Source organism: Nocardioides luteus, assembly GCF_014648595.1.
Classification (GTDB): domain Bacteria; phylum Actinomycetota; class Actinomycetes; order Propionibacteriales; family Nocardioidaceae; genus Nocardioides; species Nocardioides luteus.
Genome location: NZ_BMRK01000018.1, coordinates 12,627 through 36,347 on the forward strand (window position 1 = coordinate 12,627; position 23,721 = coordinate 36,347).

General features: G+C 71.2%; 23 protein-coding genes. 11 read left to right on the forward strand and 12 right to left on the reverse strand.

Going from position 1 to position 23,721, the window contains the following annotated elements; translation table 11 throughout:
* On the forward strand, positions 1–819 hold the full coding sequence (locus IEY81_RS18965) for a YceI family protein (protein WP_189120061.1): 819 nt from the start codon (positions 1–3) through the stop codon (positions 817–819).
* A gap of 319 nt (positions 820–1,138) precedes the next feature.
* Positions 1,139–2,038 carry a LysR substrate-binding domain-containing protein gene (locus IEY81_RS18970; protein WP_189120062.1) on the forward strand — a complete coding sequence of 300 codons (900 nt, stop codon included), beginning with the start codon at positions 1,139–1,141 and terminating at the stop codon, positions 2,036–2,038.
* A 24-nt stretch (positions 2,039–2,062) separates the two neighbouring features.
* Here IEY81_RS18970 and IEY81_RS18975 read toward each other — a convergent pair whose 3' ends face one another.
* Positions 2,063–3,007: an AraC family transcriptional regulator gene (locus tag IEY81_RS18975; RefSeq protein WP_189120063.1), complete on the reverse strand. Its 945-nt coding sequence runs from the start codon at positions 3,005–3,007 to the stop codon at positions 2,063–2,065.
* A gap of 191 nt (positions 3,008–3,198) precedes the next feature.
* Here IEY81_RS18975 and IEY81_RS18980 point away from each other — a divergent pair, with 191 nt between their 5' ends.
* Entirely contained in the window at positions 3,199–3,774 is a 576-nt protein-coding gene (locus tag IEY81_RS18980) for a flavin reductase family protein (protein ID WP_189120064.1), read from the forward strand.
* A gap of 42 nt (positions 3,775–3,816) precedes the next feature.
* Positions 3,817–5,400, forward strand: a complete 1,584-nt coding sequence (locus IEY81_RS18985) for a 4-hydroxyphenylacetate 3-hydroxylase family protein (RefSeq protein WP_189120065.1) — start codon at positions 3,817–3,819, stop codon at positions 5,398–5,400.
* Positions 5,401–5,449: 49 nt separating this feature from the next.
* Here the strand turns inward: IEY81_RS18985 and IEY81_RS18990 are convergent, their stop codons facing one another.
* Positions 5,450–5,785, reverse strand: a complete 336-nt coding sequence (locus IEY81_RS18990) for a hypothetical protein (RefSeq protein WP_189120066.1) — start codon at positions 5,783–5,785, stop codon at positions 5,450–5,452.
* Between the two features lie 82 nt (positions 5,786–5,867).
* On the opposite strand from IEY81_RS18990, the gene IEY81_RS18995 reads away from it, so the two are divergent.
* Positions 5,868–6,320 carry a MarR family winged helix-turn-helix transcriptional regulator gene (locus IEY81_RS18995; protein WP_189120067.1) on the forward strand — a complete coding sequence of 151 codons (453 nt, stop codon included), beginning with the start codon at positions 5,868–5,870 and terminating at the stop codon, positions 6,318–6,320.
* Between the two features lie 88 nt (positions 6,321–6,408).
* On the opposite strand, the gene IEY81_RS19000 is transcribed toward IEY81_RS18995, so the two are convergent.
* The 7 genes from IEY81_RS19000 to benA form a co-directional block, all read right to left on the reverse strand.
* Positions 6,409–7,137, reverse strand: coding sequence for an alpha/beta hydrolase family protein (locus IEY81_RS19000; protein ID WP_189120068.1), 729 nt, complete (start codon positions 7,135–7,137; stop codon positions 6,409–6,411).
* On the reverse strand, positions 7,134–8,363 hold the full coding sequence (locus IEY81_RS19005; RefSeq protein ID WP_189120069.1) for a benzoate/H(+) symporter BenE family transporter: 1,230 nt from the start codon (positions 8,361–8,363) through the stop codon (positions 7,134–7,136). The genes IEY81_RS19000 and IEY81_RS19005 overlap by 4 nt, the downstream gene beginning before the upstream one ends.
* Positions 8,360–11,029 carry a helix-turn-helix transcriptional regulator gene (locus IEY81_RS19010; RefSeq protein ID WP_229787995.1) on the reverse strand — a complete coding sequence of 890 codons (2,670 nt, stop codon included), beginning with the start codon at positions 11,027–11,029 and terminating at the stop codon, positions 8,360–8,362. Before IEY81_RS19010 ends, IEY81_RS19005 begins: the two co-directional genes overlap by 4 nt.
* A 20-nt stretch (positions 11,030–11,049) precedes the next feature.
* Positions 11,050–12,351 carry an MFS transporter gene (locus IEY81_RS19015; protein ID WP_189120070.1) on the reverse strand — a complete coding sequence of 434 codons (1,302 nt, stop codon included), beginning with the start codon at positions 12,349–12,351 and terminating at the stop codon, positions 11,050–11,052.
* Between the two features lie 72 nt (positions 12,352–12,423).
* Positions 12,424–14,757: a benzoate 1,2-dioxygenase electron transfer component BenC gene (gene benC, locus IEY81_RS24540; protein WP_189120071.1), complete on the reverse strand. Its 2,334-nt coding sequence runs from the start codon at positions 14,755–14,757 to the stop codon at positions 12,424–12,426.
* Positions 14,758–14,765: 8 nt separating this feature from the next.
* Positions 14,766–15,293 carry a benzoate 1,2-dioxygenase small subunit gene (gene benB, locus IEY81_RS19025; protein ID WP_189120072.1) on the reverse strand — a complete coding sequence of 176 codons (528 nt, stop codon included), beginning with the start codon at positions 15,291–15,293 and terminating at the stop codon, positions 14,766–14,768.
* Positions 15,294–15,295: 2 nt separating this feature from the next.
* Complete coding sequence (gene benA / locus IEY81_RS19030) at positions 15,296–16,663, reverse strand: benzoate 1,2-dioxygenase large subunit (RefSeq protein WP_189120073.1); 1,368 nt, start codon at positions 16,661–16,663, stop codon at positions 15,296–15,298.
* Between the two features lie 164 nt (positions 16,664–16,827).
* On the opposite strand from benA, the gene IEY81_RS19035 reads away from it, so the two are divergent.
* The 4 genes from IEY81_RS19035 to catC are packed head-to-tail and all read left to right on the forward strand — an operon-like array spanning position 16,828 to position 20,074.
* Complete coding sequence (locus IEY81_RS19035; protein ID WP_229787996.1) at positions 16,828–17,778, forward strand: LysR substrate-binding domain-containing protein; 951 nt, start codon at positions 16,828–16,830, stop codon at positions 17,776–17,778.
* Positions 17,775–18,878 (forward strand): mandelate racemase/muconate lactonizing enzyme family protein, encoded by a 1,104-nt coding sequence (locus tag IEY81_RS19040; RefSeq protein WP_189120074.1) that lies wholly within the window; start codon positions 17,775–17,777, stop codon positions 18,876–18,878. The genes IEY81_RS19035 and IEY81_RS19040 overlap by 4 nt, the downstream gene beginning before the upstream one ends.
* A gap of 33 nt (positions 18,879–18,911) precedes the next feature.
* Entirely contained in the window at positions 18,912–19,796 is an 885-nt protein-coding gene (gene catA / locus IEY81_RS19045) for a catechol 1,2-dioxygenase (RefSeq protein WP_189120075.1), read from the forward strand.
* The gene (catC, locus tag IEY81_RS19050; protein ID WP_189120076.1) at positions 19,796–20,074 is read left to right on the forward strand and encodes a muconolactone Delta-isomerase; all 279 of its coding nucleotides are present in this window, start codon (positions 19,796–19,798) and stop codon (positions 20,072–20,074) included. Before catA ends, catC begins: the two co-directional genes overlap by 1 nt.
* Positions 20,075–20,095: 21 nt before the next feature.
* Here catC and IEY81_RS19055 read toward each other — a convergent pair whose 3' ends face one another.
* Complete coding sequence (locus IEY81_RS19055; protein WP_189120077.1) at positions 20,096–20,644, reverse strand: carboxymuconolactone decarboxylase family protein; 549 nt, start codon at positions 20,642–20,644, stop codon at positions 20,096–20,098.
* The gene (locus IEY81_RS19060) at positions 20,641–21,492 is read right to left on the reverse strand and encodes an SDR family oxidoreductase (RefSeq protein ID WP_189120130.1); all 852 of its coding nucleotides are present in this window, start codon (positions 21,490–21,492) and stop codon (positions 20,641–20,643) included. Before IEY81_RS19060 ends, IEY81_RS19055 begins: the two co-directional genes overlap by 4 nt.
* 154 nt (positions 21,493–21,646) lie before the next feature.
* On the opposite strand from IEY81_RS19060, the gene IEY81_RS19065 reads away from it, so the two are divergent.
* On the forward strand, positions 21,647–22,351 hold the full coding sequence (locus tag IEY81_RS19065) for a dienelactone hydrolase family protein (protein WP_229787998.1): 705 nt from the start codon (positions 21,647–21,649) through the stop codon (positions 22,349–22,351).
* Positions 22,352–22,537: 186 nt separating this feature from the next.
* Here IEY81_RS19065 and IEY81_RS19070 read toward each other — a convergent pair whose 3' ends face one another.
* A complete protein-coding gene (locus tag IEY81_RS19070; protein WP_189120078.1) occupies positions 22,538–22,972 on the reverse strand; it encodes a RidA family protein in 435 nt (144 codons plus the stop codon).
* 58 nt (positions 22,973–23,030) lie between these two features.
* On the opposite strand from IEY81_RS19070, the gene IEY81_RS19075 reads away from it, so the two are divergent.
* Positions 23,031–23,699: a fumarylacetoacetate hydrolase family protein gene (locus IEY81_RS19075; protein ID WP_189120079.1), complete on the forward strand. Its 669-nt coding sequence runs from the start codon at positions 23,031–23,033 to the stop codon at positions 23,697–23,699.
* Positions 23,700–23,721: the final 22 nt, after the last annotated feature.

Consider the following 23,721-nt stretch of genomic DNA (forward strand, 5'->3'; position numbering starts at 1 on the left):
ATGCCACTGACCGCACAGATCCGCACCCGTGACGGCTGGGCCGTCGCGCACGCGGTCGTCACCCTCACCGACACGGGAGGCGGTCAGGTGCTGCGCGCCGAGGCCGACGAGGACGGTGTCGTCACCGACGACACCGTCCTCGCCCCCGGGCCGTACGTCGCGATCGTCACCGCGATCGGGTGGTCCCCCGCCGCGGCGACCGCCATCGTCACCGCCTCCGGCAACGCCGCGCTCGGCACCGTCACGCTGACCCGGCAGGGCGACACCTCGCTCCCTGCTCCGGGGCCGTGGACGATCGACCCCGCCCACTCCACCGTCGGCGCGGTCGCGCAGCACCTGGGCATCTCCAGCGTGCGTGGCCGGTTCACCGACTTCGACGGGGTCGTCGAGATCGCTCCCGACCACCTGGAGAAGTCGCGTGTCGAGGCGTTCATCCGGGCCGCCTCGATCGACACCGGCAACCGGATGCGCGACGACCACCTCCGCACCGGGGACTTCCTCGACGTCGAGGCGTTCCCGGAGATCGTCTACCGCTCCACCGGCCTCACGCCCGCCGGGCCGGACCGCTGGACCGTGCACGGCGAGCTCTCGATGCACGGCCAGACCCGCTCGGTCGATCTCGACGTCGCCTACCTCGGCACCGGCCCCGACGCCTGGGGCGGCACCCGCGCCGCCTTCCGCGCGACCGCGCAGCTGCGTCGCGACGACTTCGCGATGAACTACAACCAGGCCGTCGCCGCCGGCATCGCCGCCATCGGCACGACACTCAAGGTCGAGCTCGACATCCAGGCCGTCCAGGGCGACACCCTCCCAGCCTGACGTTCGCCGACTCGGCGCATCTGCCCCAACGTAGAGCTCCGAGTCGGCGCAACTGCCCCAACGTAGGCCGCCGAGTCGGCGCATCTGCCCCGGATCTCCGTCGAGCTCGGGTAGCGGCCTCGACCACCGGTGGATACGGGTCGAGGCGTCGCCCCGGATGGTCGAGGCGTCACGTACGTCGGCCGAGTTGGCACCGTGGTGCCAACTCGGCCGACGTACGTGACGTCTCGACCTGCGTACGTGACGCTTCGGCCGACGTCCCTGACTTCTCGACGGGACGATCATTTCGGGGCGACTGAGACTCTGCGAGTATGAGTGCATGGAGCTGCGCCATCTTCGCTACTTCGTGGCGGTCGCCGAGGAACGGCACTTCGGGCGGGCGGCGGCGCGGCTGCACATGGCGCAGCCGCCGCTGTCACAGCAGATCCGACAGCTCGAGGCCGAGCTGGGGCTGACGCTGCTGACGCGTACGACGCGGCGGGTGGACCTGACCCCCGCCGGGGCTGCGTACCTCGACCGGGCGCGAGAGATCCTGGGTGCGGTCGACGACGCCGCGCACGAGGCGGCGAGCATCGCCTCGGGACGGCGGGGGCGGCTGCTGATCGGGTGTGTCGGGTCGGCTACGTACTCGCTGCTCCCCGACCTGGCGCGTACGTTGCGGGCCGAGCTGCCCGAGGTCGAGTTCGGCTTCCGCGGCGAGATGCTCTCGCCCGACCAGGCGACCGCGCTCCTCGACGGCAGCCTCGACCTGGGCCTGATGAGGCCGTTGGCCGACACCGCCGGGCTCTCCGTCACGACGCTGCGACAGGAGAAGCTGCTGGTGGCGCTGCCGCGGGACCACCGGTTCGCGCGCCGCCGGCGGATCCGCGTCGCCGACCTCGACGGCGAGCCGCTCGTCATCCACGCCGGCAGCGGCCGCTCGGCGATGAACACGATGATCCAGGAGCTCTTCGACTCCGCAGGCCTGCGTGCCGACATCGCCCACGAGGTCGCCGAGACCTCCACCCTGGTCACCTTCGTGGCGGCCGGTCTCGGGGTCGCCATCACTCCGGAGCCGAGCGCTGCGCTGGCCGTCCCTGGAGTCGTCTACCTCCCGCTGACCGGCACTCCCGGGATCGAGCTCGTCGCGGCCACCCGTGCGGGCGACGAGAGCCCGCTGATCACCCGCGCCCTGGCGGTGCTGGCCGACCTCGGTGCCGATCAGCCGCCTCGGCACTGACCCGCTCCCCGGAGCGTCAACGGATCAGCGGCAGCGCAGCGTCTGGGACGGGGTCACGCCGTAGGCCTGCCGGTAGGCGGCGGCGAAGCGCCCGAGGTGGGTGAACCCCCAGCGGTGGGCGACCTCGGCGACCGTGTCGCCGTTGCTGGCGATGAGGTCGGCGTGGACGCGCTCGAGCCGGATCTCCTGCAGCTTCTGGGTGGGCGTACATCCGAGGTAGCGCTGGAAGCCCTGCTGGAGCCGGCGGATGCCGACGGCAGCCTCGCGGGCCAGGTCGGAGACGGTCCACTCCCTGGCCGGGTCGGACTCCATCGCCTCCACGACACGGGAGACGATGCGGGGCTGGACGGATCCCACCGCGGGCTCCTCGGGGAAGCAGGCCGCGACGAAGGCCGCGGACAGCGTGCCGGCCAGCCGGCGGCGTACCCGCTCGTCCCCGACCAGCGCCGGGTTGCGCATGGCCTCGGTGCCGAGCGAGGCCAGCAGGCCGATCCAGGCGCGGGCGCCGTCGGCACGCAGGTCCAGCTGGGCGGGCATGCGGTCGGTGTGGAGGCCGACCAGGGCGGCGACCTCATCGACCAGGTAGTCGCGGTCGACCCGCATCCCGACGATCGAGCAGTCGGCCGACCACCGGGTCATCCGGGTCGGCCGGTCGGGAGGGCAGACCGTCGCCTGACCGTCGAGCGACAGCACGTGGGCCCCACCTACGTTGGCCTCGAGCACACCGCTACGTGGGACGTTGACCGCCCAGGCCCCCGGGTGGTCGGACTCCACCGACACCTCCGCGCCCCAGCCGATCCGAGTCAGCCGGACCGGGCCGAGATCGACCGCACGCAGCTCCGCCGGACGGTCGGGTCGGCCACGCATGGTCAGAGCATGCGGGAAATAGGCCTGGGAGACCTCGTCCGAGAACGTCTCCATCTCGCCGGATGACCCGGACGACGCGGCGAGGATGCCCGGACCGTTCATCTGCCACCCCCTTTGTGACGTCCTTCACGTTAACAGCGCATCAGGCTACCGCCGAGAGCGTCCGAAAAACTGGTGCGCAATCCGGACAGCGCCTTCGCCGAGCGGATCGCAGACGACAGGATCCGGACCTAGCGTCACCCTCCAACGTGACTGCCGCCACACGACGAGCGGCTGGATCAAGGAGGAGCCTCATGGACCCACGCACTCTGCGGTCGACCTTCGGCCGCTTCGCGACCGGCGTCACCGTGATCACCTGCCGCACACCCGACGGCGCTCACCACGGCGCGACGGTGACCGCCTTCACGCCCATCTCGCTCGACCCGCCGCTGGTGCAGGTCGCCCTGACGCGTACGTCGAAGGCGGCCGCCTATCTCGAGGGGGCCGCCTTCGCGGTCAACGTGCTCGCGGCCGACCAGAGCGACGTCGCCATGCACTTCGCCGGCCGGCCGTGCCGGGACCCGCTCCCCTGGCGCGAGAGCGCGACGGCGCCGCGTCTCGGCGGGACGGCCGCGACGCTGGTGTGCCGTCCGTGGCGTACCGACGACGGTGGCGACCATCTGCTGTTCCTCGGCGAGGTCGTCGAGGTGACCGCCACCGACCGCAAGCCGCTGCTGTTCCACGACAGCGCCTTCCACGAGATCGGCAGCCCGTCCTCGGACGTGGTCTGGCTCGGTTGCCAGGACGACCCCAGCACCGGCTGGTTCGACGCGACGGCGTCGTTCCTCGCGACCGCGGCACCCGCGATCCCCCGATCCACGCACTACTGACCCAGTCCACACCCAGCTCGACCCCGACAAAGGAGAGACACGATGACCGAAACCCTCGCACCCGAGTCCCAGACCGACGGCCCGCCGACCGTGAACCCGGCCGCCGAGTCGCCCGCCAACAAGCAGACCAACTTCGCGTCGCGGCCGATGACCGGCGACGAGTACATCGAGAGCCTGCGCGACGGGCGTGAGATCTACCTGCACGGCGAGCGGGTCGAGGACGTCACCACGCACCCGGCCTTCCGCAACCCGGTGCGGATGACCGCTCGCCTCTACGACGCCCTGCACACCGGTCCGCACGTCGACGAGCTCACCGTGCCGACCGACACCGGCAACGGCGGCGTCACGATGCCGTTCTTCAAGACGCCGACCTCCTCCGCCGACCTGCTCAAGGAGCGCGACGCGATCGCACGCTGGTCGAGGATGACCTACGGCTGGATGGGCCGCTCCCCCGACTACAAGGCCAGTTTCCTCGGCACCCTGCACGCCAACAAGGAGCTCTACGCTCCGTTCCAGGACAACGCGGAGCGCTGGTATCGCGAGTCGCAGGAGAAGGTCCTCTACTGGAACCACGCGATCATCAACCCGCCGGTCGACCGGCAGCTGCCGCCAGACGAGGTCGGCGACGTCTACATGAAGGTGGAGAAGGAGACCGACGCCGGGCTGATCGTCTCCGGCGCGAAGGTGGTGGCGACCGGGAGCGCGATCACCAACTACAACTTCATCGCCCACTACGGCCTGCCGATCCGCAAGAAGCAGTTCGCCCTGATCTGCACCGTCCCGATGGACTCCCCCGGCATCAAGCTGATCTGCCGCTCGTCCTACACCGAGCAGGCGGCGAAGAACGGCGCCCCCTTCGACTACCCGCTGTCGAGCCGGATGGACGAGAACGACACCATCTTCATCTTCGACAAGGTGCTCGTGCCCTGGGAGAACGTCTTCATGTACGGCGACGTGGAGCGGATCAACGCCTTCTTCCCGCAGTCGGGGTTCCTGCCGAGGTTCACCTTCCAGGGCTGCACGCGCCTGGCCGTCAAGCTCGACTTCATCGCCGGCCTGCTGATGAAGGCGCTCGAGGCCACCGGCTCCGGCGGCTTCCGCGGCGTGCAGACGCGGGTGGGTGAGGTCATCGGCTGGCGCAACCTGTTCTGGTCGCTGACCGAGTCGATGGCCCGTGACCCCGAGCCGTGGGTCGGCGACTCGGTCATCCCGAAGCTGGAGTACGGCCTGACGTACCGGATGTTCATGATCCACGGCTACCCGCGGGTCAAGGAGATCATCGAGCAGGACGTCGCCTCCGGGCTGATCTACCTGCCCTCCGGCGCCGCCGACTTCAAGAGCCCCGAGGTGAGGCCGTACCTGGACAAGTACGTCCGTGGCTCCAACGGCATCACCGCGGTCGACCGGGTGAAGGTCATGAAGGCGCTGTGGGACTCGATCGGCTCCGAGTTCGGCGGCCGCCACGAGCTCTACGAGCGCAACTACTCCGGCAACCACGAGAACGTGAAGGCCGAGCTCCTCTTCGCCGCTCAGAACCGCGGCGGTGCGGATGCGATGAAGGGGCTCGCCGACGAGTTCCTGTCCGAGTACGACCTCGACGGCTGGACCGTGCCGGACCTGTTCTGACCTGCCATCGACTGAGCGGGCGGCGCCTCGGGACCGGGGCGTCGCCCGCTCAGCGCAGGATGAACCAGAGTCCGACCAGCGAAGGCACGATGCCGAGGACCAGCCACGGCGTGAACGGGCTGCGGCGGTGGATGAGGAACCCGCCGGCCAGGCCCAGCACGCCGAACGCCGCGGCGATGACGCACAGCCCGATGCGCGAGGGCTGGTAGACGGGGTCGATCGCGACGGCGCCGATGACGAGCCCGACCACCAGGTGGGCGACGGTGAAGACGGCGAGCACGGACGCGACCCACTGCTGCACGTGCGTGAGCGACTTGTCGTTGACCGGACGGATCGGGTTGTCCGGGTCCATCAGGTGTCGCGGTCGTCGCACTGGCTCGTTCACGGTCTTGTCCATCTCTCCGGCAGGCACACCAACATTTAACAGGCAAATCATTGGTGCACCAACTATTGGTACGCTAACTCACATGCCGACGAACGACCTCTCGGAGATCGAGAACCCGCTGGCCCTCGATCAGCAGGTCTGCTTCGGGCTCGCGGTCGCCGCCCGCAGCGTCATCGCCCTCTACCGGCCTCTCCTCGAGCCGATGGGCCTCACCCATCCGCAGTATCTGGTCATGCTGGCGCTGTGGGAGGAGGAGTCGCTGCGCGTCTCCGAGCTCGGCCGGAAGGTCCAGCTCGACCCCGGCACCCTCTCCCCGCTGCTGAAGCGGCTCGAGGCCCAGGGCTACCTCCGCCGTGAGCGCAACCGGAGCGACGAACGCTCGCTCGCCGTCGTCCTGACCGACCAGGGCCGCGCGCTCCGCGACGACGCCGAGAAGATCCCGCCCGCGATCGTCGAGCGGCTCGGGATGGACGTCGAGGAGCTGATGGAGCTCCATCGGCGGCTGCTCGACGTCATCGCTGCGGCGACCCAGTGAGCTGGTCGGCGAGATAGTCCAGCGAGTTCTGGTCGGTTTACTCGCCAGTAACGGGCCAAAACTCCCTGGAGTACCCCGAAAACGACCATCAGACCTCCCCGACCGCGGCGCACACGTGCGACCACACGGACGAGGTCGGGTCGCCCCAGTCGGTGTGGCTGGCACCTTCGAGAACATCGAGACGTACGCCGGGGTGGGCTGCGCGGTAGCGCTGGGAGATCTCGAGCGGGATCACGGTGTCGGCGGCGCCGTGGAGGATCCGCACCGGGACCTGAGGGGCCAGCCCGACGGGGTCGGCGGCGGCGTACGCCTCGGGGTTCTCGGCCGGGGTGCCGCCGAGGAACTCCTCGACCGCACCGTCAGTGAGACCCTCCGCGGTCATCGCGGCTAGGGCGGCGGCGGGGGCGAGCGCGACGACCCCGGTCACCAGGGTGGCCGGGCGGGAGGCCGCCCAGAGGGCGAGCTGGCCGCCGGAGGAGTGGCCGACCAGGGTGATCCGGCGGGGCGCGTCGTTGTGGATCGTCCACTCCCGCCCGCTGAGCTGGATCGACTCGATCGCGGTCGAGACGTCCTCGAAGGCCTGGCGCCATTGGCCGGGACCGTGCCGGTACTCCACCGTCGCGGTCAGATGACCGGCCTCCGCCAGCGCCCGGCCGGCCGACCACGTCCGCATCCGGTCCGAGTCGCGCCACAGCCCGCCGTGGAGCAGCAGGACGAGCGAGTCGGTCGCCTCGGACGGTTCGAAGACGTCGGCGACCTGCCGGGCGGTGGCGCCGTAGCGCATCGTCGCGTCGGGGTAGGTGTCTGTCGGGGTCATGATCTCTCCTTGCCGTCGCCCTCGGGTCGGGCCGGGCGGTCCAGCAGCGCGCTGACCGCGACGCCGGCCACCAGCCCCCAGAAGGCGGAGCCGATGTTGAGGACGGTGATGTCGGCGACAGTCACCAGGAAGGTGACCAGCGCGCCGGTGACGTAGGGGCCGCGGAACGCGGTCTGGAAGGCGCCCTGGAGCGGCTTGAGCATGGCGAGCCCGCCCAGGGCGGCGACGTACGCCTCGGGCATGGTGGTGATGACGCGGACCATGCCGGGGGCGAGCAGCCCGAACCCGATGGCGAGTACGCCGCACCACACCGCCGCCGCATAGTGCCGTCGGGGCTCCCCGGTGGCGGTGACCAGAGCGTTGGTCGGCCCGGCGAGGCAGGTGGAGACCCCGCCGAACGGAGCCGCGACCAGCGAGGTCGCGCCGCACCAGCCGGTCACCTGGTTCATCCGCGGGTCGTGACCGACGGCCCGCAGCACCGCCATGCCCTGGCCGTTCTGGACGACGAGGACGGTGATCAGCAGCGGGATGGTGAGCTCGACGAAGGCCGACCCGGTGAAGACAGGAGCGCTCCAGACCGGGGCGATGACCCAGCGTCCGCCGACCTCGACCGCGGTCCGGTCGGCGAGGCCCACCGCGACCGCGCCGACCGCCAGCGCAGCCAGCACGGCCGGGAGCCAGCGAGCCAGCCGGGGCAGCGCGCTGACGGCGACGAAGGCGGCGACCATCGGTCCGGCGATGGCCAGGTCGCGGTCGACGGCGAGCACCAGGTCGGTGCCGAAGCGGAGGAAGACCCCGGCCACCATCGCCATCACGACCGGCATCGGCAGCAGGTGCATGACGCGGTCGACCTGCCGGGTCAGCCCCAGCGCGAGCAGCAGCACCGCAGCCATGACGAACCCGCCGACCGCCTCGGCCCAGGTGGTGCCCGCGGCCATCGCCTGACCGACCACGACGGTGCCGGGGATGGTCCAGAAGTAGACCAGCGGCTGCCGGCTCCAGCGGGAGGCGAGGATCGTCAGCACACCGTTGAGACAGAAGACCGCGCTGACCCAGGAGGCGACGACGGCGGTCGACAGCCCGGCGCCCTGACCGACCGCGAGGATCACCGCGACCGGCCCGGTGCAGGAGAACAGGAAGCCGACGAAGCCGTTGACCAGCTCGTGTCGGCCCAGGTCGCGCCGGAGCGCGGTCTGTGGTGGTCGGACGTCGAGGTCGGTGCTCATGGCTCCTCCGTCGGCTCGGCCGCCAACGCGGCGAGCTCGGTCCGGCTGCGGACGCCGAGCTTCGCGTAGATGCGGGTCAGGTGGTACTGCACGGTCTTGGGCGAGACGAACAGCTGCGCCGCCACCTCGCGGTTGGAGAGGCCGGAGGCGACCATCTCCGCGACGGTCTCCTCCTGCGGGGTCAGGTCCACCGGGCCGCGCTCACCGCGCGGCGCGCGCACTCCCCCGGCCCGCAGCTCGCGCTGCGCGGCGTCGACGTGGGTCTGCGCACCCAGCGCGTCCCACAGGTCGCGGGCCGAGGAGAGCAGCGCCTCGGCCTCGCGGCGGCGGCCCGCGCGACGCAGCGCCTGACCGTAGGCGAAGGTGATCCGGGCCCGGTCGTAGCGCAGCGGCAGCCCGTCGAGCAGACCGAGCGCACGGTCGAAGGTGTCGCGCACCCCGACCAGGTCACCACGGGCGGCGTGCCAGCGGCCGCGAGCGGTCGCCAGCCTCGCCTCGGCGGAGCGGTGCTCCTCCTCCCGGGCACGGGCCTCGTGGGGCCGGAGGAGCTCGTCGGCCTCCTCGAGCCTGCCCTCGGCGACCAGCGCCGCGGCGTACGTCTCGGCCCACGGCCAGATGGCGGGCTCGGTCAGCGCACTGTCGGCCGGGGCGTGGGTGAGCGGCTCGAGGATGCGCAGGACGGCGCGGAAGTCGCTGCGCGCCTCGGCGATGCGGGCCCGGGCGAGGAGCGTCGGGACCCGCATGATCTCGTAGCCCTGCGCGCAGCTCTCGGCGGCTCGCGCCGCACGGGCGGCCTCGTCCCAGTCCCCGCGCAGCAGGTGGGTCTCGGTGGCGGTCCACTCGAGCATCGGGGTGACCAGGGCGATGCCCGACTCCGCGGCCAGCGCCCTGCCGGCCGCGACGGTCTGCAGCGCTGCGTTGCCCTCCCCGGTCAGGAACTGCACCCGGGCGAGCCAGGCCAGCGCCCACATCGCGATGCGCGTCGAGCCGCCGAGCACGCGCGGGTCGGTGACGCCCTCCAGGCGGCTGCGGCTCTCGTCGAGCTCGTCGGCGAGCACCCCGAGCCAGCCGCGGCCCATGGTGACCCGCTGGGTCTGGGCGCTGTGGCCGACGCGTCGGGCGGCCAGCGCGTACGCCTCGAGGGCCTCCTCGAACCGGCCGGCCATCGCCAGCCCGAGCCCGCGGATGGCCGCGGCCTCGACGCCCGCCGCCGAGTCGCTCCCGGCGAGCGCGATGGCGCGGTCGGCCCAGGTGACGAGCTCGTCGCCGCGGCACAGCGCCAGCGAGTGCAGCACGTGGCGGGTCGCGATCAGGGCGGCCGTCTCCGGCTCGCGGTCGGCGTTGACGATGTCCCAGGCGCGCCCGAGGCGCACCTCGGCCTCGGTCGCACGACCGCGCAGGATCGCCAGGTAGGCCAGGACCGCGTCGCGCAGAGGTGTCTCCCGCAGGCCTTCGACCACGGGCACCATCGCGGCCGCGCCCATCCCGTCACCGGCCGCGACCAGGGCGTCGACCGCGTGGATCAGCCGGTCGTCGCGGCGCAGCGGGTCCTCGGTGAGCCGGCTGGCGTCGCGGTAGAGCGCGGCGGCCTGCGCCCAGGCGCCGTCGTCACCGCGTCGCTGTGCGAGCCGGGCGACCTCGTCGGCGAGGGCGACGTCCGGCACGGGCGTCGCGGCGACGCGGTGGCGGACCCGGCGGACCTCGTCGTCGACGACCTCGGCGGCGCGCTGGTGCAGGTCGGCGGTGCGGCGAGCGCCCATCGTGTCGAGCACGGCGACCCCGACCAGCGGCGTACGCCAGCGCGGGCGGTGGTCGTGAGCGGCCTCGACCAGCCCTGCGGAGGCCAGAGCGTCGACCGCCGCCAGCGGGTCCTCGAGATCCGCCAGGGTCGCGGCCTGACCGAGCGTCGCCTCCTCCCCCAGGACCGCGAGCGCCTCGGCGAGCACCCGCCCGCGCGCACCACAGCCGGCGAGCGCGAGCTCGACCTCGTCGCGTACGTGGGCGGGGGCGGGCAGCTGGGTGTCGGGCCGCGCCCACCGGCTGGGCGGAAGCTCGTCGAGCAGCGCGACCACGTCACGCGGGCTGCCCCCGGTGTGGCGGGTGAGGACCTCGGCCATCGCCGGGTGCAGCACCCGGCCGCGCAGGGCCGCGAGCTCACCGACGGCGGTCGCGTCGAGCCCCTCGATGCGTACGGTCTCGGCGGCGATCTCACCCAGGAACGGCGCGCTCCGGGTGGCGGCCAGCACCAGCAGGACCGGTACGTCGCGGTGCCGCCGCAACGCGGAGGCGAGTGCCTGGAGCGAGACCTGGTCGGCGGCGTGGGCGTCGTCGAGGAGCACCAGGCCGGGCTCGTCGCCCTCCCGGGCCTCCTCGACACGGGCCACCAGCGCGTCCGCCGCGGCGACCGCGTCCGTCGGGGGCTCCTCCCCCAGCAGCTGGCGCAGCACGGCGCCCGGCGAACCCTGCTCCCATGCGGCGGCACGAGCGGTCAGCGGGGGCGAGGCGACCCGTTCGGCCAGGCCTCGGAGCAGCGCGGTCTTCCCCAGCCCCGGACCGCCGAGCACCAGCACGGCGGCGGCGCCGGAGGTGCGGGTGAGGGCCAGCCGCGAGGTGAGCTCGACGAGCTCGTCCTCACGACCGACACACCCAGCTCGTTCGATGAGCACGGTCACACCCTAGGCCCCCTTCATGCGGGCAGGCCCTCGTCGAGAGCGACGTCCACGACGGGCTCCTCGGGCGATCGCGGCACCGCGGCGGTGACCACGGCACCCACGATCGCGACCCCGGCGAAGATCTGGAAGGCGGTGGTGCCGCCCACCCCGGCGGCCACCAGAGCGCCGCCGATGATCGGGCCGACGATGCCGCCCAGCCGCCCGAAGCCGGCGCACCAGGCGACGCCCGCGCCACGGGCCCGGGTCGGGTAGTAGTTGGCGACGAGCCCGTAGATGAGCACCTGGGTGCCGATCGTGCCGACGCCGGCAATCGCCACCGCCGGGAACAGCACGGCCAGCGGCAGCCCGAGCGGCAGCAGCACCAGCATCAGCCCGGCGAGCACGAAGGTGGTCGCGACGACCTTCCGGGCGCCGGTGCGGTCGGCGACGAACGAGGCGAGGAGACCGCCCACGATGGCACCGCCGTTGAGCACGAGCAGGAAGGTCAGGGCGTACGCCTTGCCGTAGCCGTTGTCCTCCATGATCTTCGGCAGCCAGGTGTTGAGGCCGTAGGTCAGCAGCAGCCCGGAGAAGCTCATCAGGCCGAGCACGAGGGTCGGGAAGGCGAGCGGGCGGCGAGCCAGGGCGCTGAAGCCGACGGCTTCCTGCGCCACCGGGCCGGTGACGGGAGCGACCTGCCCGCGCGAGTCGAGCCACTGCTGCGACTCGGGGAGCTTCGCGATCGCGAACGGGAGCAGCAGCACCAGCGGGCTGGCACCGATCGCCATCAGGATCCGCCAGTTGGCGCCGCTCGGGTCGATGATCAGCGCCATCAGCGAGGCGCTCACGCCACCGGCCGGGATGCCGCTGTAGACGATCGCGTTGAGCCGGTTCTTGCGCTCCGGCGGGGCGAGCTCGGCCACGAGCGCGCCGACCGTCGCCAGGATCGCGCCCAGCCCGATGCCGGTCAGGAAGCGCAGGATGCCGAAGACGGCGATCGACTGCGCCAGGGCGGTCGCGGCCATCCCGAGCGAGAACCAGGTGATGCTGGCGAGCACCACCTTGCGGCGGCCGATCCGGTCGCTGACCGCACCCGCGCTCAGCGCGCCGACCAGCACGCCGACCAGGGCGTAGCTGCCGAGCGTGCCGGCCTGGCCGGCGGAGAGCTGTCCGATCTGGGAGGGGTCTGCCATCAGGGTCGGCAGCACCGTGCCGTAGACCACGAGGTCGTAGCCGTCGAACATCAGGGCCAGCGCGGAGAGCGCGACGACCCAGGTGAGCTGTCGCGCGGACTTCGCCCGGGCGATCTCGTCGGTGCTTTCGGTGGTGTCGGGCATGGGTGATCTCCATCGGTCACGCGAGCACGCTCGCGAAAGGGAGGAACGGCCCCGAGAGAGGACCTGGATGGTTCAGCCGAGGTCACCGCCGGCGACGGGCAGGACCGTGCCGGTGATGTAGGAGGCCTCCTCGGAGGCGAGGAAGCAGATCGCGGCGGCCTGCTCGTCGAGCGTGCCGTAGCGATGCATCAGGGAGGTGTCGAGGGTCTGGTCGATGTGGGCCTGGAACCACGCCTTCTCGGTCTCGGTCCGGGGCGTCGGGGTGCCCCGCGAGATCCGTCGCGGGGGCGCCTCGGTTCCTCCCGGCGCGGTCGCGGCGACGCGGATCCCGGCGTCGGCGTACTCCAGCGCGAGACTCGCGGTGATCGCGTTGATCCCGCCCTTCGCGGCGGAGTAGGGGATCCGGTGGATGCCGCGGGTCGCGGCCGAGGAGACGTTCACGATCACGCCGCTCCCCCGCTCGACCATGCCCGGGAGCACGGCGCGGCAGGCGTAGAGCGTGGTCATCAGCGACCGGGTGATCTCGGCGTCGATCTGCTCGGCGGTGAACTCGGTGAACGGCTTGAAGTTGATCGCACCACCGACGTTGTTGATCAGCACGTCGATGCGGGCGTACGCAGCCAGGGCCCGTTCCACGAGCGCCGCTGCTCCGTCGTAGCTCTCCAGGTCGCACTCCACCGGGGTGGCGCTCGCGCCCTGGCCGGTGAGCTCGCCGGTGACCTCGGCGACCAGCGGCGAGCGGTCGGCGAGGACGACCTTCCCGCCCTCGGCGGCCACCCGGCGGGCGACCTGGGCGCCGATGCCCTGGGCTGCGCCGGTGACCACCACGACCTGACCGGCGAACCGGCCCGGGGTGATGAACCGTGGCCTCGGAGCCGGCTCCGCCGGGTCAGGCACAGTGAGAACAGAGTCGTCTCTAGCGAAGATCTCCTGCTTGCCGACTCCCCGCGCCCCGGGAGACTCGGCCAGCGAAGCGACCGCGTTGGTCTCGACACGCTCGCTGGCACTCGCGGCTCGACCAGCGGGGGCCGGCGCGACCAGCTGACCGGCGATCCGGCGAATCACGTCGCCATCGTCGGTCGAGCCGCGGGAGCCCCTGGGCGGGGGCCCCGCCGGGTCGGGCACAGTGAGACCGACAGAGTCGTCTCGAGCAAACGTCGTCTGACCGCCGATCCCCCGCGCATCGGGCGACTCGAGCAGGACAGCGACCGTGTTGGTCTCGACACGCTCGCTGGCGCTCGCGGCTCGACCAGCGGGGGCCGGCGTCGGCTCGGCTGCGGGGGCCGGAGCCGGCGGGGAGGCGGGGGCCGGAGCCGGCGGGGAGGCGGGGGCGGCTTTCGGCTCACCGACCGGCGTGGCGAGCGCGAACTTCTCGTAGTGGAAGCCCGCGGGCTCGACGCCGACATCACCGAGATGCGTACGCACCGCCTCGACCATCGGCGGCGGGCCGCAGAGGTAGATGGCGACGTCGCCGCCGTTGAGGTGCTCGTCGCCGATCAGGCTCATCACGTAGCCCTTGTTGACCGCTGACGAGGCCGGGTCGGAGACGCAGTGGTCCCAGGTGAAGCCCGGCAGGCGGGAGACGAGCTCACCGACGTCGTCGAGCAGGACCAGGTCGTCGTCGGTGCTGACTCCGTAGACGAGCCGGCCGGAGCGGTCGCAGCCGTCGACGTGGAGCTGGCGCAGCATCGAGAGCACCGGCGCGAGCCCGGTGCCGCCGGCCAGCATCAGCAGCGGCGAGCGGGCGTCGCGGAGGAAGAAGGAGCCGTTCGGTCCGGTGAAGGTGACCTCGTCGCCGACCGCCGCGCGCTCGGTCAGCCAGGTCGACATCGCTCCACCCGGCGTGAGCTTGACCAGGAAGACGAGCCGCTCCTCGTGGGGAGCGTTGGCGAACGAGTAGGAGCGGGTCACCTCGGTGCCGGGCACGGTGATGTTGACGTACTGGCCGGGCAGGAAGGCGAGCTCGCCGCGGTTGGGGATGTCGATGGCGAGCTGCACCGTGGTCGGGCTCAGCCGGTCCAGGCCGACGACGGTGCCGGTGTAGCTCGCAGCGCCGGTCTTGGCGACCTCGGAGGTGGTCGCGATCTGCAGGGCGAGGTCCGAGCGCGGCTTCATCGAGCACGGCAGGGCGTACCCCTCGGCGGCCTCCGCCTCGGAGAGCGCGTCCTCGATGTAGGTGCCGCCGTCGAAGTCGCCCGACTCGCACAGCGCCTTGCAGGTCCCGCAGGCACCGTCGCGGCAGTCCAGCGGGATGTTGATGCGCTGTCGATAGGACGCGTCGGCGACGGTCTGGTCCTCGCGGACGGTGATGAAGCGGGTCACCCCGTCCTCGAAGGACAGCGCGACCTGATGGGTCGCGACCCCTGTGCTCGACTCGGTCTGGGTCTCGGTCTCGGTTGCAGTCATCGCGCGCCTCAGACGTGGTAGATGTCGACGACGTGGTGGATGTAGTCGTTCTTCAGCACCACCGTCTTGCGGCGGATCAGCGGCTGCTCACCCGAGAAGTCGATGGTGTAGAACGACGTGCCGTAGTAGGGGTCGACGGTCTTGTAGCGGAAGTACATGGTGTGCCAGTTGAAGCGCACGTCGACCAGGTCTCCGCGGCGCTCGATGACCTCGACGTTGCTGATGTTGTGGGACGTACGCGGCTCCGGCAGCGAGGTGGCCGAGGACCGCTCCGTACGGATCCGGAAGACGCGGTCCTCCAGACCACCCTTGTTGGGGTAGTAGACGAGCGACATCTCGGTCTGCGGGTCCTCGGTGAGGAGGTCGGCGTCGTCCCAGCAGGGCATCCAGTAGACGACGTCGTCGGCGTAGCACTCCAGCCACCTCTCGAACTCGCGGTCGTCGAGGAAGCGCGCCTCGCGGTAGAGGAACTGCTCGATCATCGTGTGCGTGATCAGCTTCTCGCCGGCGGGAGCGGCGTTCTGGGTGAGCGTCATGGTCAGGCTCCCTTCTCGTTCGCGATGGCCGTACGCAGCTGCTCGGCCCACTGCGCGTGCATGACCGGGTAGAGGCCCTCGTCCTCGTTCTTCGCGCCTGCCGAGATGACACCCGGCATCTCCAGCGCCTCGGCGACCTCGTCCGGCCCGGTCTGCCAGTGCTCGGCGCCGCGGCTGATGTCGTTCCACGGCGCGGCGGAGGCCTGGTAGGTGACGTAGCAGGAGCGGAACTCCTCCAGGTCGTCGGGCGTGGCCATGCCGGAGGCGTTGAAGAAGTCCTCGTACTGCCGGATCCGCCAGGCCCGCGACTCGGCGCTCTCGCCCTTCGGGGCGATGCAGTAGATGGTGACCTCGGTCTTGTCGACGGAGATCGGGCGGAAGTGCCGGATCTGGGTCGAGAACTGGTCCATCAGATAGACGTTCGGGTAGAGCAGCAGGTTGCGGGAGCCCTTGACCATGAACTCGCCCTTGGCGTCGCCGAACTTCTCCTTGAGCTGGTCCATCTGGTCCCACAGCGGCCGGTCGGCGGGGTTCGCCGCCCAGGTCCACAGGCACAGGTGGCCGTTCGGGTAGGACCAGTAGCCACCACCGGCCTTGCCCCAGCTGCCGGCGTCGACGGTCTTGGTCGTGTTCTTCGACTCGCCGGTGTTGCGGCGCGAGGTGGTGGCGGCGTAGTTCCAGTGGGTCGCGGTGACGTGATAGCCGTCGGCGCCGTTCTCCGCCTGCACCTTCCAGTTGCCGTCGTAGGTGTAGGTCGAGGCGCCGCGGAGCACCTCGAGGCCGTCGGGCGACTGGTCGACGAGCATGTCGATGACCTTCACGGTGTCACCGAGGTGCTCTTCCAACGGCAGCACGTCGTCGTTCAGCGAGCCGAACAGGAAGCCGCGGTAGCTGTCGAAGCGGGCCACGTGGGTGAGGTTGTGGGAGCCCTCGGTGTCGAAGCTGTCCGGGTAGCCGGCGTCCTCGGGGTCCTTGACCTTGAGCAGCGTGCCGTCGTTGCGGAACGTCCAGCCGTGGAACGGGCAGGTCAGGGTCATCCGGTTGTCGGTCTTGCGCCGGCACAGCATCGCCCCGCGGTGTGCGCAGGCGTTGATCATGCAGTGCAGCTCGCCGCTCTTGTCGCGCGTGATCACCACCGGCTGCCGCCCGATGTAGGTGGTGATGTAGTCGCCGGGGTTCGGCACCTGGCTCTCGTGAGCGAGGTAGATCCAGTTGCCCTCGAAGATGTGCTTCATCTCCAGCTCGAAGACCTCTTCGTCGGTGAAGATCCGACGGTTGGCGCGGTAGATCCCGGCCTCGGGGTCCTCGACCACGGCGTCGGACAGGACGTTCTCGATGTGGCCCAGGCTCTCGGTGAGCGGTGCGGTCATGGTGATGCCTCCAACGGGTGACGGTGCTTCGACCCTCGCAGCGAGTGGCGCCGGTCACACCAGGCGAATGCCCAGTCCCGACCTAGGCATCCATTCATCAGTGGCATCGATCAATACGCCGCAGTTTCGTCCTTGTTGTTTATGGATCACGGATCTAGCGTGGCGTGCATCACCCCATCGAGGAGCGCACCATGGAGCTACGCCACCTGCGGTACTTCGCAGCCGTCGCCGAGACCTGCCACTTCGGCCAGGCCGCGGCGCAGCTGCACATCGCCCAGCCGGCGCTGTCCCAGGCGATCCGTCAGCTCGAGTCCGAACTCGACGTCACCCTGTTCACCCGGACGACCCGGCAGGTGTCCCTCACCCCGGCCGGCGAGTTCCTGCGCACCGAGGCCACCCGCGTGCTGGCCGCCGTCGACGACAGCGTCCGAGGCGTACGCCGCATCGGGGCCGGCCGCCACGGGCTCGTTCGCCTGGGGCTGACCGGCACCGCCTCCTTCTCGCACCTGCCGGGCATCGCCCGCGTGGTCAAGCGCGAGCTGCCCGAGGTGGCGCTGGAGATCCACGCCGACCTGCTCACCCCGGCCCAGTGCGAGCGGCTGCAGAACGGCGCGCTCGACCTCGGGGTGCTGCGGCCGCCGGCGGTCGGCGAGGGGCTGAGCCTCCGCACCCTGGAGGTCGAGCCGCTCGCCCTGGCCATCCCCGCCGACCACCGCCTCGCCGTCGAGCCGGTCGTCGCCCTCGCCGACCTGCGCACCGAGCCGTTCGTGGCCTACAGCGCCCGCGACTCGGCGGTCAACGAGGCCGTGCTGCGCAGCTGCCGCGAGGCCGGCTTCGTGCCGCGCCGCGAGCACGAGGCGCCCAGCACCGCGGTCCTGCTGGCCCTGGTCGCCGCCGGCCTCGGGGTCGCGATCGTGCCGGCCTCGGTCCGCGCGCTCCCGTTGGAGGGCGTCGTCTTCCGCGACCTGCTCGACGCCGGCAGCGTCGAGCTCGCGCTCGCCCGGCGCACCGACGACGACAACCCGGTCGTCGACGCCGTCATCGAGGTCCTCGAGGCGGCCGAGCTGTTCACCGCAACCCGCCCGGACGCCTCCGGGCTCGGAGTCCGATCATGAAGATCACCAAGATCGAGGCGATCCCCTTCGCCATCCCCTACCGCAAGCCGCTGCGCTTCGCCTCCGGCGAGGTCCACGCCGCCGAGCACGTGCTCGTCCGGGTGCACACCGACGACGGCGTCGTGGGTGTCGCCGAGGCACCGCCGCGGCCGTTCACCTACGGCGAGACGCAGGCCGGGATCATCGCCGTGATCGACCAGCTCTTCGCTCCGCAGCTCACCGGCCTGACCCTGCTCGAGCGCGAGCCCGCCCGGGCGCTGATGGAGCGCACCGTCGGCAACCCGACCGCCAAGGCGGCCGTCGACATGGCGATGTGGGACGCGCTCGGCAAGACCCTCGACCTACGGGTCGTCGACCTGCTCGGCGCCTACACCGACCGGATGCGGGTCTCCCACATGCTCGGCTTCGACACTCCGGAGGCGATGGTCGCCGAGGCGGAGCGGATGCGCGAGGCGTACGGGATCTCGACGTTCAAGGTGAAGGTCGGCCGCTCCCCCGTCGAGCTCGACACCGCCGTCGTCCGCGCCCTGCGCGAGCGGTTCGGCGACGAGATCGAGCTGTACGTCGACGGCAACCGCGGCTGGACCGCGGCCGAGTCCGCCCGCGCGATGAGGCAGATGGCCGACCTGGACCTGCTCTTCGCCGAGGAGCTCAACCCCGCCGACGACGTGCTCGGCCGGCGCTGGCTGGTCGGCCAGGTCGACGTGCCGTTCATCGCCGACGAGTCCGTCCCGACCGCGGCCGATGTCACCCGGGAGGTGCTCGGCGGCTCCGCGACCGCGATCAGCATCAAGACCGCGCGCACCGGCTTCACCGCGTCGCAGCAGGTGCTCCATCTTGCCGAGGGCCTCGGGCTGGAGGTCGTGATGGGCAACCAGATCGACAGCCAGCTCGGCAGTGCCTGCACGATCGCGTTCGGCGCCGCCCACCGGCTCACCTCGCGCCGCGCAGGTGAGCTCTCCAACTTCCTCGACATGGCCGATGACCTGCTCACCGAGCCGCTCGAGATCCGCGACGGCGAGCTGGCCGTACGCCCCGGTGCCGGTCTCGGGGTGGAGATCGATCCCGACAAGCTCGATCGCTACCGCACCGACAACTGAAGACCTCACACCGCAACACGGAAGGAAACACCCATGACCGCCGACCAGACCCTCGAGTCACCTGCCGAGACCTCGGCCGCGACCGCGGCCGCTTCCGGCGCCTCCGCCACCGAGCGGTTCGCCGCGGACAAGTCGCCCTTCGACGCCGTCAAGGACACCCCGCCGGAGCGGGTCGACCGGCTGGCCCGGCGCGTGCTCGAAGCCGTCTACGACACCATCCGCGAGGAGAAGGTCACCTACGACGAGTACAACGCGCTCAAGGCATGGCTGATCCAGGTCGGCAAGGACGGCGAGTGGCCGCTCTTCCTCGACGTCTGGGTCGAGCACGAGGTCGAGAAGGTCGCCACCGAGCACCGCGAGGGCAACAAGGGCACGATCGAGGGGCCCTACTACGTACCCGACGCTCCCGAGCAGGGCGCCAACGGCACCATCCCGATGCGCGAGGGCGAGTCCGGCACCCCGCTGACCTGGAAGGGCACGATCACCTCCACCGACGGCACCCCGCTCGACGGCGCCAAGGTCGAGCTCTGGCACGCCGACGCCGACGGCTTCTACTCCCAGTTCGCCCCGGGCATCCCGGAGTGGAACCTCCGCGGCACCTTCACCGTCGGCGCCGACGGCGCCTTCGAGATCCACACGATCCAGCCCGCGCCCTACCAGATCCCGACCGACGGCTCCTGCGGCAAGCTCATCGCCGCCGCCGGCTGGCACGCCTGGCGCCCGGCCCACCTGCACGTCAAGGTGTCGGCCCCGGGCCACGAGCTCCTCACCGCCCAGCTCTACTTCCCCGGCGACGAGCACAACGACGACGACATCGCCTCGGCGGTCAAGCCCGAGCTCGTGCTCGACCCCGTCGACAACGGCGACGGCTCGGTGAACGTCGACTACGGCTTCGTCCTGGACCCGGTGCGCGGCTGATGCTCTACCACGTACGCATGGACGTCCGGATCCCGCACGACCTGGATCCGGGCGTCCGCGCCGACACGATCGCCCGCGAGAAGGCCTACGCCCAGGATCTCCAGCGCGCCGGGAAGTGGCGCCACCTGTGGCGGATCACCGGGGAGTACGCCAACGTCTCGGTCTTCGACGTCGAGTCCCACGACGAGCTCCACGAGATCCTCTCCGGCCTCCCGCTGTTCCCCTACATGGACGTCGACGTGACCCCGCTGGCCAAACACCCCTCCGCGATCGCCTGAGGGCTCCGACGAGGCTCGCGCCTAGCGACCTCGTCGGGGCCCTTCCCGGCGTACGTCGAGGGCGGCGATCGCCGCCGCCAGCATGTCGTAGTGCCCGATGAGGAGGACCAGCTCGATCGCCTCCCGCTCGTCGAGGTGCTCGCGCAGCGCGGCCCAGGTGGGGTCACCGATGTCGCGGGACGCGAGCAGCTCGTCGACGGCGGAGAGGATCGCGCGCCGGCGTGGCGTCCAGCCGTCGGCGTCGGGGCCGAGGGCGATGCGGTCGAGATCGGTCTGGATCAGACCTGCTCGCCGCCCGATGCGACGGTGATGGGTCTCCTCGTAGGCCGACCCACGCACGTGGGCGACGCGCAGGATGACCAGCTCGCTCTCCTGCCTCGGCAGCAGGCCGCCCGGCATCAGCAGGCCGGCGAAGAAGAGCCAGCCGCGGAAGAGCCGCTTGTGCCGGCCCAGGACGAGGAACAGGTTGAGCGGCTCGGTGCCGGCGGTCCGACCGCCGAGCCTGGCGATCGACCAGGCGAGGAATCCGACCTCGCCCAGGCGGCCGGGACGGATGCGCGGCTCGGTCATGGGAGCCTCCTCTCGAGTCGGGAGACGGCGCGGTTGGCGAGGTCCATGACGAGCGCATAGACCGGCGGCAGGTGGCGCTGGAGTGCGTGGAGGAAGGCGATGTCGCGCGAGGTGTGCACCAGATAGCGACGCCGGAGCATCCCGTCGACGATGCTGTCCGCGGCCTGCTCCGGGGTGACGGCCCGACGCTGGAAGTGGCCGCGCAGCCGCTCGAACTCCGGCGTGGTGGTGTCGATCCCGGCGACCTGGATGCTGCGCACCAGCGGGGTGGCCACCGCCCCAGGGGTGACCAGGGTGACGGCGATCCCGTGGCGCGCGAGGTCGAACCGCAGCACCTCGGAGACCCCGCGCACGCCGAACTTGCTGGCGCTGTAGGCGGCGTGCCAGGGCAGCCCCACCAGCCCGGCGGCGGAGGAGACGTTGACCAGGTGGCCGCGCCGCTCGTGCTCGATCATCGCCGGCACGAAGCTCTCGATCACATGGATGGGGCCCATGAGGTTGACGCCGACGACCGAGCGCCACTGCTCGTGGCTCATCCGCTCGACCGTGCCCCAGACGGCGATGCCGGCGACGTTGAGCACCGCATCGACCGCAGGCGTCTCGGCGTGCACCGCGGCCGCGAGCTCACGCACCTCGTCGATGGAGGAGATGTCGGCGGCGTACGCAGTGGCGACCGTGCCGCCGGACTCCTCGATCCGGGCTCGCACCGACCGGAGGTCGTCCGCGCGCAGGTCGGTCAGGTGCAGGACCGCACCTTCGCGGGCGAGCCGCTGGGCGACCGCCCTGCCGATCCCGCTGGCCGCACCCGTCACCAGGGCGTGCCGGCCCGCGAAGTCGCGGGCCCTCATCGGCACCGCACCGAACGGTCCGGGACAGGGCGGGCAGCGATCATCAGGGCTCCTTCGTCGAAGCGGCGTACGTCATCTGGGGAACCTATCGGCTCGCGCGATTCCGACCGGTGCGACGGCACCGACCTGCGAGGATGTCTGCCGAGGTGATGACATGTCGATGATCGACTACCCGGCACCTGCCGGCCCGGCGCACGGCTATCTCTCCGTCCCCGAAGGCGACGGACCCTGGCCCGGCGTGGTGGTCGTGCAGGACATCCTCGGCATGACCACCGACATCAAGCGGATCAGCGACCGCTTCGCCGCGAACGGCTACCTGACCCTGACCCCGGCGCTCTACCAGCGGGGCCCGAAGGTCGGCTGCGTCGTCAGTACGATCCGGTCGCTGGTCACCGGCAAGGGCGCCGCTGTGAACGACCTGATCGCCGCCCGCGACCACCTCGCCGGCGATGAGCACTGCACCGGCAAGGTGGGCGTCGTCGGCTTCTGCATGGGTGGCGGGTTCACGCTCCTGCTGGCTCCACGCGGCATCTTCGACGCCGCCGCACCGAACTACGGGGTGAAGCCAGGGGACCTGTCCGCGCTGCGCTCGTCCTGCCCGATGGTCGCCAGCTACGGTGCCAAGGACCGCACGCTGCCCGGCGCGGCGGCCAAGGTCGAGGCGGTGCTGACGGAGGGCGGCGTACCCCACGACGTGAAGGAGTATCCCGACGTCGGCCACAGCTTCATGAACGACTGGGGCTTCCCCTCCCCGATGCCGGTCCTGGAGCGCGTCGTCGGCTTCAACTACTCCGAGCCCGAGGCCGAGGACGCCTGGGGCCGCATCCTGGCCTTCTTCACCGAGCACCTCGCGAGGTAGCTCGTCGGTTGGCTCGTCGGGGGTCTCACGCCGGGCTGGAGAGATACTCCAGGGAGTTTTTGCCCGCTACTGGCCAGTAAACCGACCAAAGCTCCCTGGACTACCCCGTCGAGCCCACCCTCACCCCCGGCCCGCCCCGCTGGACTACCCCGGCCCGGCCCACTCCCCCGATGACCGGCGCAACACTCACTCCCCCTGCGGGCGGCGGAGCCGCGAGTCGGGGATGACGGCGACGCCGAGGATCTCGATCATCGCCTCCGGCTGCCACAGGGCGGTGGTGCCGATGCCGGCCATCGCCGGATAGACCGGTCCGGCCAGCTCCCGCCAGGCGGCGCCGATCTCGCGGCCGTGCGCCTGGTAGTCGGGGATGTCGGTCAGATAGATGGTGATCGAGACCAGGTCCTCCGGCACTCCGCCCGCCTCGCGGAGCGTGGTCAGCACGTTGCCGAACGCCTGCCGGAACTGCTCGACGATGCCGCCGGGGACGATCTTCATGTCCTTGTCGAGGGCGGTCTGGCCGCCGAGATGAAGCGTGTTTCCGCTGAGAGTGCCGTGGGAGTAGCCGCTCGGCGCGGGCAGGGATGCCGGGTTCACCGGGATCGGCGTGAGGTCCGTGGTCATGGGACCGACCGTAGATCATCTATTGACAACTGCGCAACGTTCGTGCGGAAATTGAAATATGGAACCCGCCGAGCTCCCCCACATCCCCGTGCCACGCCCTGGCAAGGTCATCTGCTGCGGTCTCAACTACGGCGACCACATCGCCGAGCTGGGCCGGGAGCGGCCCGCTCACCCCACCCTGTTCGCGAAGTACGCGGACACCCTCCTGCCCGACGGCGCCGACATCGTGCTGCCGGCCGGGACGCAGGTCGACTGGGAGGCCGAGCTCACCGTGGTCGTCGGATCCGAGATCCGCAACGCGACCCGCGACGAGGCGGAGAGGGCGATCGGCGGCTACACCGTCGCCAACGACATCTCCGTGCGCGACTGGCAGAACCGCACGCTCCAGTGGTTCCAGGGCAAGGCGTGGGACGCCACCACCCCGATCGGGCCGGTCGTCGTCTCCCCCGACGAGATCGACCCGGTCGCCGGGGTCGAGGTGATCTGCCGGGTCAACGGCGTCGAGCGCCAGCACGGCAACACCGAGACGCTGGTCTTCGACTGCCCCACACTGCTCGCCTACATCTCCACCTTCACCGTGCTCCGCCCCGGCGACATCGTGCTCACCGGCACGCCCGGCGGCGTCGGCATGGGCATGACGCCGCCGACGTACCTCGCCGACGGCGACGTCGTCGAGACCGAGATCCCCGGCATCGGCGTCCTCACCAACACCGTCCGCCTCTCCTGAGACCCCCAACAGACAGGACACC

Bases quoted from the DNA above. Each gene is read 5' to 3' on its own strand.
- IEY81_RS18965 (WP_189120061.1), top strand. From the start codon at position 1: ATGCCACTGACCGCACAGATCCGCACCCGTGACGGCTGGGCCGTCGCG.
- IEY81_RS18970 (WP_189120062.1), top strand. From the start codon at position 1,139: ATGGAGCTGCGCCATCTTCGCTACTTCGTGGCGGTCGCCGAGGAACGG.
- IEY81_RS18975 (WP_189120063.1), bottom strand. From the start codon at position 3,007: ATGAACGGTCCGGGCATCCTCGCCGCGTCGTCCGGGTCATCCGGCGAG.
- IEY81_RS18980 (WP_189120064.1), top strand. From the start codon at position 3,199: ATGGACCCACGCACTCTGCGGTCGACCTTCGGCCGCTTCGCGACCGGC.
- IEY81_RS18985 (WP_189120065.1), top strand. From the start codon at position 3,817: ATGACCGAAACCCTCGCACCCGAGTCCCAGACCGACGGCCCGCCGACC.
- IEY81_RS18995 (WP_189120067.1), top strand. From the start codon at position 5,868: ATGCCGACGAACGACCTCTCGGAGATCGAGAACCCGCTGGCCCTCGAT.
- IEY81_RS19000 (WP_189120068.1), bottom strand. From the start codon at position 7,137: ATGACCCCGACAGACACCTACCCCGACGCGACGATGCGCTACGGCGCC.
- IEY81_RS19005 (WP_189120069.1), bottom strand. From the start codon at position 8,363: ATGAGCACCGACCTCGACGTCCGACCACCACAGACCGCGCTCCGGCGC.
- IEY81_RS19015 (WP_189120070.1), bottom strand. From the start codon at position 12,351: ATGCCCGACACCACCGAAAGCACCGACGAGATCGCCCGGGCGAAGTCC.
- benC (WP_189120071.1), bottom strand. From the start codon at position 14,757: ATGACTGCAACCGAGACCGAGACCCAGACCGAGTCGAGCACAGGGGTC.
- benB (WP_189120072.1), bottom strand. From the start codon at position 15,293: ATGACGCTCACCCAGAACGCCGCTCCCGCCGGCGAGAAGCTGATCACG.
- benA (WP_189120073.1), bottom strand. From the start codon at position 16,663: ATGACCGCACCGCTCACCGAGAGCCTGGGCCACATCGAGAACGTCCTG.
- IEY81_RS19040 (WP_189120074.1), top strand. From the start codon at position 17,775: ATGAAGATCACCAAGATCGAGGCGATCCCCTTCGCCATCCCCTACCGC.
- catA (WP_189120075.1), top strand. From the start codon at position 18,912: ATGACCGCCGACCAGACCCTCGAGTCACCTGCCGAGACCTCGGCCGCG.
- catC (WP_189120076.1), top strand. From the start codon at position 19,796: ATGCTCTACCACGTACGCATGGACGTCCGGATCCCGCACGACCTGGAT.
- IEY81_RS19055 (WP_189120077.1), bottom strand. From the start codon at position 20,644: ATGACCGAGCCGCGCATCCGTCCCGGCCGCCTGGGCGAGGTCGGATTC.
- IEY81_RS19060 (WP_189120130.1), bottom strand. From the start codon at position 21,492: ATGAGGGCCCGCGACTTCGCGGGCCGGCACGCCCTGGTGACGGGTGCG.
- IEY81_RS19065 (WP_229787998.1), top strand. From the start codon at position 21,647: ATGTCGATGATCGACTACCCGGCACCTGCCGGCCCGGCGCACGGCTAT.
- IEY81_RS19070 (WP_189120078.1), bottom strand. From the start codon at position 22,972: ATGACCACGGACCTCACGCCGATCCCGGTGAACCCGGCATCCCTGCCC.
- IEY81_RS19075 (WP_189120079.1), top strand. From the start codon at position 23,031: ATGGAACCCGCCGAGCTCCCCCACATCCCCGTGCCACGCCCTGGCAAG.